The sequence below is a fragment of the Leptolyngbya sp. GB1-A1 genome (assembly GCF_039962475.1).
GTDB lineage: Bacteria > Cyanobacteriota > Cyanobacteriia > Elainellales > Elainellaceae > Leptolyngbya_A.
The window spans coordinates 48,425-63,195 of record NZ_JAMPLI010000016.1 but is presented as its reverse complement, the minus strand read 5'-3'; the positions used below and the strand labels follow the sequence as shown (position 1 = coordinate 63,195).

13 protein-coding genes are annotated in these 14,771 nt (G+C 52.5%); 8 read left to right on the top strand and 5 right to left on the bottom strand.

Translation table 11 applies throughout. The features are described from left to right. Window positions 1-2: 2 nt before the first annotated feature. Window positions 3-1,952: an ABC-F family ATP-binding cassette domain-containing protein gene (locus NDI45_RS16340; RefSeq protein ID WP_348247956.1), complete on the bottom strand. Its 1,950-nt coding sequence runs from the start codon at window positions 1,950-1,952 to the stop codon at window positions 3-5. Between the two features lie 152 nt (window positions 1,953-2,104). On the opposite strand from NDI45_RS16340, the gene rpmF reads away from it, so the two are divergent. From rpmF to NDI45_RS16310, 6 genes are all read left to right on the top strand, one after another. Then, a complete protein-coding gene (rpmF, locus tag NDI45_RS16335; RefSeq protein WP_190793095.1) occupies window positions 2,105-2,278 on the top strand; it encodes a 50S ribosomal protein L32 in 174 nt (57 codons plus the stop codon). 233 nt (window positions 2,279-2,511) lie between these two features. Then, window positions 2,512-3,108, top strand: a complete 597-nt coding sequence (locus NDI45_RS16330) for a sulfite oxidase-like oxidoreductase (RefSeq protein ID WP_348247955.1) — start codon at window positions 2,512-2,514, stop codon at window positions 3,106-3,108. A 145-nt stretch (window positions 3,109-3,253) separates the two neighbouring features. Then, window positions 3,254-3,919 carry a glycerol-3-phosphate 1-O-acyltransferase PlsY gene (gene plsY, locus NDI45_RS16325; protein WP_348247954.1) on the top strand — a complete coding sequence of 222 codons (666 nt, stop codon included), beginning with the start codon at window positions 3,254-3,256 and terminating at the stop codon, window positions 3,917-3,919. Between the two features lie 216 nt (window positions 3,920-4,135). Then, window positions 4,136-4,924: a nickel pincer cofactor biosynthesis protein LarB gene (gene larB / locus NDI45_RS16320; protein ID WP_348247953.1), complete on the top strand. Its 789-nt coding sequence runs from the start codon at window positions 4,136-4,138 to the stop codon at window positions 4,922-4,924. Window positions 4,925-4,984: 60 nt separating this feature from the next. After that, window positions 4,985-5,371, top strand: coding sequence for a histidine kinase (locus NDI45_RS16315; RefSeq protein ID WP_190793091.1), 387 nt, complete (start codon window positions 4,985-4,987; stop codon window positions 5,369-5,371). Window positions 5,372-5,476: 105 nt separating this feature from the next. Continuing rightward, window positions 5,477-6,163 (top strand): hypothetical protein, encoded by a 687-nt coding sequence (locus NDI45_RS16310; protein WP_190793090.1) that lies wholly within the window; start codon window positions 5,477-5,479, stop codon window positions 6,161-6,163. 9 nt (window positions 6,164-6,172) lie between these two features. On the opposite strand, the gene NDI45_RS16305 is transcribed toward NDI45_RS16310, so the two are convergent. Further along, entirely contained in the window at window positions 6,173-6,421 is a 249-nt protein-coding gene (locus NDI45_RS16305) for a hypothetical protein (RefSeq protein ID WP_190793089.1), read from the bottom strand. 192 nt (window positions 6,422-6,613) lie between these two features. On the opposite strand from NDI45_RS16305, the gene NDI45_RS16300 reads away from it, so the two are divergent. Together NDI45_RS16300 and groL are read left to right on the top strand one after the other, a co-directional pair. After that, entirely contained in the window at window positions 6,614-7,597 is a 984-nt protein-coding gene (locus NDI45_RS16300) for a M48 family metallopeptidase (RefSeq protein ID WP_348247952.1), read from the top strand. A 95-nt stretch (window positions 7,598-7,692) separates the two neighbouring features. Next, window positions 7,693-9,375, top strand: a complete 1,683-nt coding sequence (gene groL / locus NDI45_RS16295; protein ID WP_348247951.1) for a chaperonin GroEL — start codon at window positions 7,693-7,695, stop codon at window positions 9,373-9,375. A 220-nt stretch (window positions 9,376-9,595) separates the two neighbouring features. On the opposite strand, the gene NDI45_RS16290 is transcribed toward groL, so the two are convergent. From NDI45_RS16290 to NDI45_RS16280, 3 genes are all read right to left on the bottom strand, one after another. Further along, complete coding sequence (locus tag NDI45_RS16290) at window positions 9,596-13,177, bottom strand: PAS domain-containing protein (protein ID WP_348247950.1); 3,582 nt, start codon at window positions 13,175-13,177, stop codon at window positions 9,596-9,598. 421 nt (window positions 13,178-13,598) lie between these two features. Then, window positions 13,599-14,039 carry a response regulator gene (locus tag NDI45_RS16285; RefSeq protein WP_190794511.1) on the bottom strand — a complete coding sequence of 147 codons (441 nt, stop codon included), beginning with the start codon at window positions 14,037-14,039 and terminating at the stop codon, window positions 13,599-13,601. Window positions 14,040-14,283: 244 nt separating this feature from the next. Beyond that, entirely contained in the window at window positions 14,284-14,679 is a 396-nt protein-coding gene (locus NDI45_RS16280) for a response regulator (protein ID WP_347277933.1), read from the bottom strand. Window positions 14,680-14,771 lie beyond the last annotated feature (92 nt).

Below are 14,771 nucleotides of genomic sequence, written 5' to 3'. Positions count from 1 at the left end.
CGTTATCCTAAGCGTTCAGCTAATTCTAACCAGCGTTCTGTCGCAGAGTCGATCGTCTGACTCAAATGGGCCAGCTTTTCCGTAAGCTGCTGCATCTCTGCATAGTCAATGGGCGGATTACCATAAAGCTGCTTTTCGAGTTCTTCTTTTTCAGTTTCAAGCTGAGGAATCTGCGCTTCTAAAGTTTCGTATTCTCGTTTCTCTTTGAATGACAGTTTGCGAGAAGTTCCGTTTTGCTGCGATCGATCTGCCGATTTCTCCGCCTCTTTCTCAGGTGCATTCACAGATTGTGCGGAACGATTCTTCGTGCTGTTCTCCGCCACATTCACCACAGTATTCTGCTCTTCGTCTTTTTTGAAGTCCAAATAAGTGGTGTAATTGCCCGGATACTGGCGCAGGGTGCCGTCTGGTTCAAAGGCAAAAATGGTGTCTACGGTGCGATCGAGGAAGTAGCGATCGTGAGAAACCACAATCACAGAGCCGTTAAAGTCTTCCAGATATTCTTCTAAAACCGCCAATGTCTGCACGTCCAGATCGTTCGTCGGTTCGTCTAGAATCAGCACATTCGGCGCAGCCATGAGCACCCGCAGCAGGAAGAGCCGTCGCTTTTCGCCGCCCGAAAGTTTATTAATTGGCGCATACTGCTGATTCGGCGGAAACAAAAATCGCTCCAGCATTTGGGAAGCCGTAATGATGCTGCCGTCTGCCGTTTTTACCAGCTCTGCAACGCCTTTGAGATAATCAATCACACGCTGATTTTCGTTGATCGACACATCCTCGGAATGCTGGTCGAAATAGCCAATGTGAATCGTTGTTCCCAGTTCAACTTTGCCCCCATCTGGCTCCAGCCGCCCGGTAATGATGTTCATCAGCGTCGATTTTCCGGCTCCGTTGCTGCCGATGATGCCCACCCGATCTTCAGGACTAAAGCTGTAAGTAAAGCCTTTAATCAAAACACGATCGCCAAACGCCTTCCCCACGTTCTTCAGGTCGATCACTTTCTTGCCGATCCGCCGACCTGCGGTAGAAATGGCAACTTTACCCTGCGCCTGCTTAAACTCCTGCGCTTGCATTTCGTGGATGCGATCGATTCGGGCTTTTTGCTTGGTGCTGCGGGCTTTGGGTCCGCGTTTGAGCCATTCGAGTTCGCGTCGTAACACTCCCGCGTGTTTGCGCTGACTGCTGACTGCGACTTCTTCGGCTTCGGCTTTTTTCTCCAGATAGTAGGCATAGTTGCCGCTATAGCTGAACAGCTCACCCCGATCAAGTTCAATAATCCGATTCGTGACGCGATCGAGAAAATAGCGATCGTGGGTAATCAGCAACAGCGCGCCGCGAAACCGATTGAGATAGCTTTGCAGCCACTCGACTGAAAGCGCGTCCAGATGGTTTGTCGGCTCATCCATCAGCAGCACATCCGGTTCAGATAGCAGTGCCGATGCCAGGGCAATTCGTTTGCGATAGCCGCCCGACAGATCGCCAATTCGCGCCTCAAAGTCCTGAATTCCAAGCTGGCTCAGAATACTCTTGGCGTTGTTTTCCGCATCCCACGCGCCGATCGCCTCCATTCTTCCTGTCACCTGAGTCAGCCGGGCCATCAGCCGCTCTGGGTCACCGTGCCCATGGGTAAGCTTGTCAGAAAGTTCTTCGTATTCGCGCACCAGCGTCATTTGTTCACCGCCGTCGGCAAACACCTGATCGATCACCGTGCGGTCTTCGTCCATGTCAGGCTGCTGCGGTAAATAGACAATCTTTGTGCCCGAATTTTTCCAGATCTCGCCGCGATCGATCGGCTCCAGCCCGGCAATCATTTTCAGCAGCGTCGATTTCCCGGAACCGTTGATGCCAATCAGCCCCACCTTATCGCCTTCTTCCAGGCTGAAACTGGCATCTCTAAGGATTTCTTTGATGCCAAAGTCTTTGGAAACCGATCGCAGCGTAAAAATTGTCATGAGTGCCCGGATTGCTGTTTTTCTGTTGCCGTTTCTCATCCAGTTTACCTGTTTGGCTTGGGGGTGAGTTCTTCCGAAAAACAATTGAACTCGATCGCCCGACTGCTGCTAAGCTAGAAAGGTTGTAGTGTAATTTGCGGTTTCTCCCGGCCATGGCAGTTCCTAAGAAGAAAACCTCGAAATCCAAGCGCGATAAGCGCAAAGCCACCTGGAAGCGGAAAGCTTCTGTCGCAGCGCAAAAAGCATTGTCCCTGGGCAAGTCTGTGCTGACAGGTCGTTCCACGAGCTTCGTCTATCCACAGAACGAGGAAGAGGAAGAAGAGTAGGGTTAGGTTGACAGTAGAGGGACGGCTAGAACTGCTGCGCCTAAAACTGGTGTAGTTAAAGCCGGTGCAGTTAAAACTCGTGTACCTAGCGCAATGCAGCCATTGCGTTCAGCCATCCGCGTTTGTGTTTTTGATCTAAGATTAACTTCTAGTCAAAAGATTTCGGTCATGGGTGATCGATCGCATCGGCAACCGCAAGTTCAGTCTTTCCCTCACTTACCTCTACTGGGCTTATGCTAGGCAAATTCTTCCAAAAACCAAGCTCTGAGCTAAAAGACCGTGTTCCGCCCGGACAGCATCTTGCAAGCGGCTTTCCCGTACTCACCTACGGACAAACGCCAACAGTTGATATTAATACCTGGGAATTTAAAGTCTGGGGCTTAGCCACTCCCAAAACCTTCACCTGGGAGGACTTCATGGCAATGCCGCAAACGGAGTTCACCGCTGATTTTCACTGCGTCACCACTTGGTCGAAGCTAGACGTGAAGTGGCGTGGGGTCAAAGTCACCGATTTTATGCAGCAGATCGAAGTCGATCCGAAGGCAGTTCACCTGATGGAACACTGCTACGGCGGCTACACGACCAATATTTCAATGGAAGACTTCCTGCGCGAAGAAAACTTCTTTGCCCATACCCTGTTTGACGAGCCGCTGCCGCCCGACCACGGTGGACCGATGCGCCTGGTTGTGCCTCATTTGTACGCCTGGAAAAGTGCTAAATGGATCAACGGGCTGGAATTCCTCGATCGCACCGATCTGGGTTTTTGGGAGCGCAACGGATACCATCATCGCGGCGAACCCTGGGCAGAAGAACGATATAGTTCGCGATAGTTCGCGCCTGTTCTAAAAGGCAGCGCTGAATAATGATTGAAACAAAATAGGTCTTGTGTCTGCGGGCATGAGGCTTATTTTTTGAGCTTATTTTTGAGGAATCGATCGCTGTACACTGGAATTGCATTCAGCAGGAGCAAGCGTCATGGCGGTTTGGTTCGGATACAGCGTCCTGGTTCTCTTCGTTGCCTACCTTTGTGGATCGATTCCGACGGGCTATTGGACGGGAAAGCTGCTGAAGGGCATCGACATCCGCGAACATGGCTCTAAGTCTACAGGCGCAACGAATGTGCTGCGAACGATCGGCAAACTTCCGGCTCTGGCAGTGTTGCTAATCGATATCGGCAAGGGTGTGGCGGCGATCGCTTTCACGCGCTGGTTTTTCTCGCTGCCTATAATTACTGCTGCTGCGCCTGCGGGCATTGATCCACAAACCTGGTTAGACGGGATGGTTCCTTTGGCGGCTTTGGCAACACTGCTGGGACACAGCCGCTCAATCTGGATTCAGTTTACGGGTGGCAAATCCGTAGCAACCGGACTGGGGGTACTTCTGGCGATGTCGTGGCAGGTTGGGCTGGGGGCACTGGCAGCATTTAGCATCGTGCTGGCACTGGCGCGCATTGTGTCACTGGGATCGATTATTGCGGCGATCGTAGGCATGGCACTGATGATCGGTCTGGGCTATCCGCTGCCCTATCAGCTCATGGCGATCGTTGGTGGGCTCTTTGTAATCTGGCGGCATCAAGCAAACATCCGGCGACTTTTGGCAGGAACGGAACCGCGCATCGGGCAAAAGCAAATCGAAAATTAGCTCATCGAAAATTAGCTCATCGAAAATTAGCTTGCTGGAGACGATCGCAGATTAGGGGCTTCCTGAAGGCGATAGTCATCGGCTCTTCTAAACCACAGCACGAATTTACTCCCAATCCTCTACCAGGGCAAGACCTCTAAACGCTTAAAGTCACCGGCACGATCGCACTCCCAGTAGAATAGGAAAGAACTGTGACTGTTCTCCTTTTTACGATTTGTGACCTCCCCCGAAGCTCTCCACCATCTTTTGCAATCTGTCGCCCAAGGCGCGGTAAGTCCCGAAGCGGCTCTGGACAGGCTCAAGCATTTTGATTTTGAACCCGTTGATGAATTTGCCAATCTCGATCACCATCGATCGCTCAGAACGGGCTTTCCCGAAGTGATCTGGGGACCGGGCAAAACGCCAGAGCAGATTGTGCAAATCATGCAGACGATGCGGCAGCGAAACCCCCTCGTGATGGCAACGCGGATCGAGCCGGAGGTTTATGGGCAGATTCAGGGGCGCGTGCCAGGGTTGCAATATTATCGACTGGCTCGGATTGCGGCGATCGTTCCCCCGGATCTCAAACCCCGCTATCCAGGAACAATTACCTTGCTCTCGGCAGGAACGGCGGATTTGGCAGTAGCAGAAGAAGCGGCGGTGACAGCTGAGCTATCGGGCTTTCAGGTGAAGCGGCTGTGGGATGTGGGCGTGGCAGGAATTCACCGTTTGTTGAGCAATCGGCAGGTGATTGCAGATGCGGATGTGCTGATTGTGGTGGCAGGGATGGAAGGGGCGTTGCCGAGCGTGGTGGCAGGGTTGGCAGGCTGTCCGGTGATTGCCGTACCCACCAGTATTGGCTACGGAGCCAGCTTTAGCGGACTCGCGCCTCTGCTGACCATGCTGAATTCTTGCGCCGCCGGAATCGGTGTGGTGAATATTGATAACGGGTTTGGGGCGGCAGTGCTGGCAGGTCAAATTTTACGGACTGCCGATCGACTCCAGCACCGTGTTTCTCAGAAGTAGCGTCAAACCTTGTAATCAGATAATCAGAAATTCAGTCAGGAATCGAGCAGGAGTAAGCCAATGTCAGAATCGTATCATCTGATTGTTGAAGGGAATCCAGCGATCGTTTATGCCAGCCGCAGAGGAACACCGGACAAGGTGCTGGCGATTCTCACCCCGTTTCTCGAAACCTTTTGGCAGGAGCGGGATGCCTCTGGAGAAGCGAGCGATACGCCAGAGTGTTTAGTGGCTCAAATGGTGGTGCGGTTTGGCTTTGAGTTCTGCGAGGATGATTTCTCGAATCTCAAGGTGGGCGTAGACTATCACCCGGATGTGGACTATCTTTATACGATCGCTGCCGATCGCCGAGTGCGCATCTGGGTTCCCGAAGCTGCCTATCGCCAAAACCCTGCTCTGGGCATTGCAGGCTGTCGGGAAGTAGTTGCTGATGCCTCACCATCCCGCTAGGAATAATTTGGGTACATTAGAGCAAAATTGAGGAACTTTCTGGTTTTGCTGAAGTCAACAGCATCCAGATGCGGATCTCAACTGATCTCGATTTTGGAGGAACCCATGCAGCTTTCTCATCCCTGGCAGTCTGGTTTAGCCGTTACTCTGGCAACCATTGCCGCTTCAACAGTCGCCCTTCCCTTGTCGATCGCCAAATCTGATGCCGCTTCGTCCGAAGGATATTTGATCGCCCAGCGATTCCCCGATAGCTGGCGTACGCCGATGGTTGCCGTAGGAACACAGATTCCGGTGCGCTATGACAAATCAGAGAAAATCGTTCTGACTCCAGAAGAAACCGTGCCCGTGACGCTGACCGTCGCTCGCGATATCACTAGCACCAGAGGCAGTGTGCTCATTCCGGCAGGCAGCCAGATTAAGGGAGAGCTGAAGCCTGCATCGGGTGGCACTCAGTTCGTGGCTGAAGAAATTACCTTATTTGAAGACGCAGAACCCGTTGCGATCAATGCTACTTCGGATGTAATCACCCGAACCGAAACCGTGAGCCGCCGCACCAATCCCAACATTTTCCGGGGAGCGGCGATCGGGGCAGCCGCAGGCGCAGTTTTGGGAGAAATTTTCGGCAGTATTGACTTCCTGGAAATTCTTGGTGGAGCTGGAGTCGGCGTGCTGGGCGAAGTGCTGCTGCGCGACAGACGGGAAGTCGAAGTGGTAGTGGTAGAACCTGATACAGATCTGGCGTTAACCCTGCAATCGAACTTCGAACGAAATTCCAGTCAGGCTCTTCGCTAGTGAAACTACTCAACCTGGAGGACTGTCTAACCGGGTAATATGGCGGTTCTCCAGCCCATCCACATTATCGAGGAAGGCGGCATCTTTTGCGTTTGGATTGGGCGTTGATTCTGGATCGATCGCGTCTGATTCTTGGCTTTGATGGGCAGCTAGCCTTTCTAGCACCGCTTCTCTTGTTTCTTCGGACTGTAGCTCAGTCGGCTGCGGCGTGTTGAATACCGGATTTGAATTTGACGGACTGGATTCGCTGGAAGTCATGTGGGTTTCTCTGGCACTTCACTTCTTAGTGTTGAAGAGTGACTCTGGCGAGAGATCCCTCAGAAGGAATAAAGTGAGAGGATGTCTGAGCAGTGTGTTGGACTAGCTGACGAGCTGTAACCTTTGTTGCTGAAGGAATCGCTGCGCTACGCTAACGCTGAAGCATCCCAACTTTTAACCGCCGCTTAACCTATGCCGACCTATTCTGGAATTTCCAGCACTGCTTTTCGCCATCCGCTTGATATTCAGGCAGAACAAACGCTGCGGAGTGTTCCCGGCTTTGATCTGGTGGCGCGAAAGTTTGTGGAATTTATCTACGAGCGTCCGAGGCAGGTCTTTTTAACCGGGAATGCGATCGAGGTCGGTCCACGTCAATACGCCTCGATTTATCAGATCTTTCAAGAAGCGGTGCGCGATTTGGATGTTAGCTCAGAGCCGATTCTATTTGTCTCCCAATCTCCGATCGCCAATGCCTATGCGCTGGGACAGGAACGCCCCTGTATGGTGCTGAGTTCGGGCTTGCTTGATTTGATGGAAGCAGACCAATTGCGATCGGTCATTGCTCACGAGCTAGGACACATCAAATGCGGACATACCACGCTTAATCAAATGGCACTCTGGGCGATTAATCTGGTCTTTGGTTTGGCGGGAGCAACTTTTGGGCTGAGTAGCCTGATCAGCACCGGATTGATTGCCGCCTTTTATGAATGGCTGCGAAAAGCTGAACTCTCTGCCGATCGCGCAGCCTTGCTCGTCACCGATGACCTGAACCCAATCCTCCATTCCATGATGCGGGTTGCGGGGGGAAGCGTCCGCTATGCTAGCGAGCTAAACCTGGAAGAATTTATTCGCCAGTCCGATCGCTATCAGCAGCTCGACCAGGACGGACTGAACCAGGTCTACAAATTTTTGCTGTATAACAATATTTCTGAGGGCGCACTGAGCCATCCGTTTACTGTGGAACGGGTGAAATACCTCCAGGACTGGGCAACCTCAGAAGACTATCGCCGCATCAAAGCAGGCAACTATCCGCGCACCAATCAGGGAGCGGTCAACGTGCCGCCGCGGCCCTCTGACTCTATCAGCGCAACTGGGGAAAGCGAAGTCGATCGCCTCCGCCGCGAAATCGAGTCCCTTCAGCAAGCGATCGAGGACATCAAACGCAGCCAGGGGTAAGCTCTAAACACTAAAGTTCGGATTTCCCTCCATTCAAAATTAGCACTCGATCGCCTGGAGTGCTAAATTCAACAATGGAGCAATGGTAGAGAAGTATGCCCAAAATTGTAGTATTCGACGAGGAATCGCGGAAGGCACTGGAGCGCGGCGTTAATGCGCTAGCAGATGCAGTGCGGATTACGTTAGGTCCGAAGGGTCGAAATGTGGTGCTAGAAGCCAAGTACGGCGCACCGCAAATCGTGAATGATGGAATTACGATCGCCAAAGAAATCGAGCTAGAAGACCCGCTCGAAAACGCAGGCGCAAGACTGATTCAGGAAGTTGCTTCAAAAACGAAAGACCTGGCAGGCGACGGAACCACGACCGCAACCGTGCTGGCGCAGGCACTCATCCGGGAAGGACTCCGCAACGTGGCGGCAGGCAGCAATCCGGTCGCGCTGCGGCGCGGCATTGAGAAGACGATCGCTCAGCTTGTAAACGCGATCGCAGATGTGGCAAAGCCTGTTGAAGGCAATGCGATCGAGCAGGTGGCGACCGTCGCAGCAGGCAGCGACCCCGAAGTGGGCGGCATGATTGCTGAGGCAATGAACAAAGTTGGTCAGGATGGTGTGATCACGATCGAGGAATCCAAGTCCCTCACAACCGAGATGGAACTGGTGGAAGGGATGCAGTTCGATCGCGGCTATATCTCGCCCTATTTCGTCACCGATGCAGAGCGAATGATCGCGGAGCTGGAAAATCCGCTGATTCTGCTGACCAGCGAAAAGATTAGCAATATTCAAGATCTCGTTCCGGTACTGGAGCGCGTTGCTCGTGCCGGACAACCCTTGCTGCTGATTGCTGAAGACATCGAAGGCGAAGCTCTGGCAACGCTCGTGGTGAACAAGCTGCGCGGTGTGCTGAACGTGGTGGCAGTCAAGGCTCCGTCGTTTGGTGAGCGACGCAAGGCAGTGCTGCAAGACATCGCCGTTCTGATTGGCGCGCAGGTCATCTCACCGGATATTGGCTTGAGCCTGGATGACATTTCCGCAGAAATGCTGGGTTCGGCGCGGCGCGTCACCATCACTAAAGATACGACGACGATCGTGGCAGAAGCCCCCGACAAAACCGCCCTCGAAAAGCGGATTGCCCAAATTCGGCGTGAGCTGGCAGAAACCGATTCTGACTACGACACCGAAAAGCTGCAAGAGCGACTGGCGCGACTGGTGGGCGGCGTTGCCGTCATCAAAGTGGGAGCCGCAACCGAAACGGAGCTAAAGGATCGGAAGCTGCGCCTGGAAGATGCGCTCAATGCAACCAAAGCCGCTGTTGAAGAAGGAATTGTGCCTGGTGGCGGTACAACGCTATTGCACGTTTCTAAGAATCTGGCAGATTTCAAGCAAACCCTCAACGTAGAAGAACAGATCGGAGCAGACATTGTGCTGCGGGCGATCGAAGCTCCACTGCGTCAGATTGCAGACAATGCAGGGGCAGAAGGCTCTGTCGTCGTCGAGAAAGTCCGGGATATGGACTTCAACCACGGCTACAATGCCCTGACCAACACCTATGAAGATCTGATCGCTGCCGGAATTATTGACCCTGCCAAAGTGGTTCGCTCTGCGCTGCAAGATGCCGGATCGATCGCAGGCATGGTGATCACCACCGAAGTTCTCGTGGTCGATAAGCCAGAGAAGAAAGCCGCTGCTCCTGATATGGGCGGTATGGGTGGCATGGGCGGCATGGGTGGTATGGGCGGCATGGGCGGCATGGGTGGTATGGGCGGCATGGGAATGATGTAATTTCCGGCTGTTTTATGCCCTGTTCTGTCGCTTATTCTGTCGTTAGGCGATCGATTCTGCGGATGAAGAGTCTGAATTGAGCATCGATCGCCCTATTACAAATATCACGTTACAAACATCACGGTGGGCTGGACAAATCTTGTCTGCCCATTTTTTTATTAAATGAATTCTTCCAAGAAGGCGCGCAATGCCCTATTTGCCTGCGGATTAGGGTTGAACGTCAGGGTTGAAACAAAATCTGTTTGACGGCTGCAATGAGCTGAAGCGGGTCGATCGGTTTCGGGAGATATGCTTGAAAGCCTGCTGCAAGAATTCGCTGCTCATCGGAGGGTTGGGCAAAAGCGGTGAGTGCAATTGCCTTTGGCAGCAGTGCAGCTTCCGTCTTTGGCAGTGTAGCTTCCGCTGAAATAGCCTGCAATTGTGGCGATGGCAATAATCGAACTTGTTGAATGAACTCGTAGCCATCCAGCTCTGGCATTCCAATGTCGCTAATTAATAGGTCGGGCGGAGATTGGGCAATGTGCCGCAATGCTTCTGAAGGCGAGGTAAAGGCAGTGACAATTGCGCCTTCGTGGGTGAGCAAAAAGCGCAGCAGCTCTAGATTATCTGGCTCGTCATCGACTAGCACAATGCGAACGCCCGCCAAAGCACCGAACGAAGTGGTCATCCCAGAGAATAAAGCAATCGCGTCCGGGGGCGATGCAGCCTGGGCAGCTGAGCCATGACTGTCTCCGTCGTCTGCCGCTTGCCTGCCAAAATCGGTTGGCTCAAAGCGATCGCCTTCGTTCAGCAGGGGCAGCTTGACGATAAACGTTGCACCCTGTCCTAGCCCAGGACTATCTGCGGTAATTGTGCCGCCGTGCAGTTCGACTAAATGCCGCACGATCGCCAGCCCTAACCCTAAGCCGCCGTACTTCCGCGTTGAGCCGCCCTCGGCCTGACGAAAGTATTCAAAAACATGGGGCAAAAAATCAGGCGCGATCCCAATTCCAGTATCAGCAATGCAAACCTGAGCAAAGCGGCTGAAGCCGTCTTGAGAAACCGACAGTTGAATCTCAACCTGACCGCCCTCTGGGGTAAATTTAATAGCGTTCGAGAACAGATTCCAGAAGACCTGTCCCAGCCGATCGACATCGCCCATCGTGTAAATCGGCTCTGAAGGGTTGAACTGAAGGGTGACAGATTTTGCTTGCGCGGCAAATTCCACCGTTTGGATTGCATCAGTCAGAATGAGTGTCAAATCGAGCGGACAAAAGCTTAACCGCAGCTTGCCCTGAATCACCCGCGAGACATCCAGTAAATCATCGACTAGATGAATCTGGTGTCGCACGTTGCGCTCGATCGTCTCCAGTGCATGAGCCACTTTTTCGGGAGTTAGCTTGCGCCCTTGCAGCATTTTCGTCCAGCCCAGAATTGGGTTGAGGGGCGTTCGCAGTTCGTGGGACAAGGCAGAGAAAAAGTCATCTTTCAGGCGGTTTACCCGCTCTGCTTCCTGGCGGGCGACCTGTTCACGGGCAAGCAGTTCTTCACGTTCGAGTTCGGCTTGCTTGCGATCGCTAATGTCAGTGTGCGTGCCCAGCATCCGCAGCGGGTTTCCTTCAGCATCCCAAGCAGCAATTCTGCCCAGCGACAAAATCCACTTCCAGCTGCCGCTGACTGTACGCTGCCGGAATTCAACCCGATACTCATCTTGTTTCCCAGCAATGTATTCTTCATAGGCACGGCTGACGGGTTCCCAGTCGTCGGGGTGCAGGCGTTCGCGCCATCTGGCGTTGGTTTCCTCAAAGGTTTCTGGATCGTACCCTAGCATCAAGGCATATTCGGGGCTGACGATCGCATCTCCGGTTTGAACGTTGAGGTCATACAAGCCCTGGTTCGCAGCCCTTAAAGCCAGGCGCAGCCGCTCTTCACTGTCGCGCAAAGCCTGCATCGTTCGCGTTTGCTCGATCAGCGGCCAGAGCCGCACCACCACTTCCTGAAGGAGCATTACTTCATCTGATCGCCACGAGCGCACGGCGGCGGAATTGACAGTAAGATGGGCAACCCAGCGTCCTGCTCTTACGCAGGGAACGGCGACAAAGGCATGAATTCCCAGCCCCCTATAGTTTTGAGCAAAAGGCGCAGTATGCTCACAGGTTGCAACATCCCGAACGACAGCAGGGTGGCTGGTCTGCTGGTATTGATGAATTATGTTGGGCAACATCATTTCGGATAAGCGATACGTGCCAACGATGCTGGGCATTTCTGCCTGCGATCGCCAATCCTGCTCGACGGTGATGATATCTGCTTGCAGGTCAACGTTGTGCCACAGACAGCGATCGACCTTGAGGTATTCGCCTAATCGACTGACCACTTCCCATTCCATTGCGTCCGCATCGGAAAGCTGGCGCAGTCGCGAATCGAGGTCGTTGAGGAACTGGTCATTGAGTTCGGCGATTCTGCGAGCGTCTTCGATGTGCTTACGCTCGGTAATGTCGAGAACCGTCCCTGACATGCGGCAAGGTTCCCCAGCAGCGTCAGAATATCCTTGTCCGCGTGCCAGTACCCAACGCATTGTGCCGTTCGGTTGAAAGATGCGGTACTCCTCGTCAAACTCAGCGCGATCGCGTAACGCAGTCGCAGCCGCATGAGACACTCGCTGGCGATCGTCAGGATGCAGCGCGTCGAGATGCCATGCCCAGGTCACGGGAACATCGGGCGGCAGTCCAAAAATTTCTTTGCAGCGATCGTCCCAGGTCAAAACCCCAGTGATGAGATTCCAATCCCAGATTCCCTGCTTTGATCCTTGCAAAGCAAGCTGGAGTCGTTCCTCGCTGAGGCGCAGCCGTTCGGAAGATTGCTTGCGTTCCTGATCAAGCTGATCGAGCGTGCCAGCACTCAGCCAAATTAACCCCAGCGCAACAGCAATCTGCGATAGAGACAGCAGCGACAGCGCGAAGTTTGGGTCATAAGCGTCTGAATCTTGCCCCTGTAAAAAGACCCACCCCAGAACCAGCGGCACCACGATCGTGGCAGGCACAAATCGGCGGGCGACATCACTTCCAATCGAATCTCGACGAGTCAGGGTGTGCATTAGTCCCCGATCGCTTTCCAGTGCCAGAATCCCTGCACAAAGGAGGATAAACGCGAACGCAGTATGAACTGCCATTGAGGTGGTCAGACTGCTGACCCGATGCAGCACTTGAACCCTATAGGCATAGCCCACCATCGCTTGTAGCGCAATTAAACCCGCAGCCGCCGTTAAACTTTGAGCCACAGTGATGCGATCGAACCTGGCTTGCTGATGCGATCGCTGCCTTAGTTTCTCTCGCTGACTGTATAACCAGAGGGCGGCACCCGTCAGCACAAAGTTGATAGCGGTATTGATGCCCATGCGACCGGGATGAGACGTTGCCGGAGAAAGCGGAGTATCCCGAAACAGCAGTTCATCGATCCCAAGATTGAAGCCGAACCCGTACTGACTGCTCGTCAGTAAACCGATCGCACCGACTGCAACTGCACAGCCTGTTGCAAGGGAAGTCGTGGCAGAGCGGCGGGTTCGAGTTTGCAGCCCCAGCGACACGCCAGCCAAAATAAAGCAAAGGGCTGTATTCGCCTTCATAGACACCGACCCTGGAATCACGCTCTTTAGAAATGCGAGATTCAAGCTCCAGCCAAGCAGAACCAGGCATCCCAACAGCACGACCAGACCACTGGCAACTCGCGCAATCTTTAAACTCTGGCGATGGGAAGCAGCTCTGTCGACAGGGCAATCGGGAGCAAGAAACCAGTTTCTCAAGTCCATAAAGATTTGAATCAGCAATATATAGACACTACTGGTTCTTACACTTGCAATAAAGTAAACGATCGCGGTTTGCCTATCACAGTTTGACCATTAGTTTGCCCATTCCCATTAGTTTGCCCATTAGAGTTCGTCTATCGTAGTTCGCTCATTATATAGTTCGCCTAATGATATAGTTCGCTCATTACAGTTCTCCCATCACCTTTTGTCTACGATATTGCCTACCGTAGCGACAGTTGAGCGGCGATCGAGTCTAATCAGACTTTTGAAAAGCGATACGATGATTCGAACTGCGCCCAATCCCGGGGAAACTGAACCATCGCTCAGTAATTAACCGTAGGGTGTGTTAGGTAAAGCCGTAACGCAGTGAGCCTTCGAGCATCAGGCATTACGCTGCGCTGGTTCATCTTACAAAAGACTAAGTTTGATTCTGACCCCTGGCTTAATTTCGATCCAGAAAGTGATAGATAGATTGCCTGCGATGTTGTGAGGCTGCTGCAAAAGCTCGCGTCTTTTCAAGCAACTCCTCAAAGGTAATTGGCTTTCGGATACAGTCAGCAACTAATTGATATCGATGACAGAAATCTGGAAACTCAGAACAGCCCGTCACCACCAGAACCGGAATAAATGGATAGTTTTGTGCGAGCCACTCGGCAACGCCGCAGCCGTCTAAGCCAGGCATCATCAGATCCAGCACGATCAGGTCTGGAGGATGGCGTTCGATTTTGGCGATCGCACCATAGCCTTCTGACGCAGTTTCGACCACATACCCTTCACCTTCCAGTAGCACTTGCAGCAGTGCTCGATTGTCTTCGATATCATCCACAACCAGAATATAAGGGGCGGGAAAGTGCGAAGAATTAAAAGAATCAATCGCAGACATGATAAAAATTTTATTTTTCAGTTCACATCGTGAAACTTCTTCAGCCCTATTTCTTCGGTCAGGGGTAAGAAAAAGAATGAACTGGAAGGAATAGATTGTGACCCGGATTCCTTTAGGAGGTTGCTTTAGAGGGATCAAAAGTGCTGCATCGCCCCTTACATGAGTCAACTTGGGGGACTTTGCAACGGAGCAATGGTTCAGTTTCCCCCAGAATTGGGAACAGCAAGGGAAATTTTAATCGCGATCAGACAGGATGCATTCTGTCTTTGAATTGCAGAAAAGCTTTTACCCGCGCCACCAGTTCGTCAAAATCGACCGGTTTACGAATAAAATCATTAGCTCCTAAATTCAGCCCTTCAGCCGCTTTAGGCTCTTCATGTGCCGTCACTAAAAGGATTGGAATGTAGGGTAGGTCTTGCCTCTGGCGAATTTCCTGCGTCACTTCGTATCCGTCCATACCAGGCATCATCACGTCTAGCAAAATCAGGTCTGGCGGATTGGCTTCCACCATTGCTACCGCTAACCGACCATTATCTGCTATGTCAACTTCGTATCCTTCTGCCTCCAAAACGGTTTGCAGCAGAAATAAGTTGTCCATCAAATCATCAACGATCAGAATACGGGAGTTGGAAGCAGACACAGCAATCCTGGGAGGCAACAATTGGGGAGCGAATCAATTAGGACAGGTAGAACAAAACAGAACCGCAAAAACTGCCCTGTCCCAGTATTCTA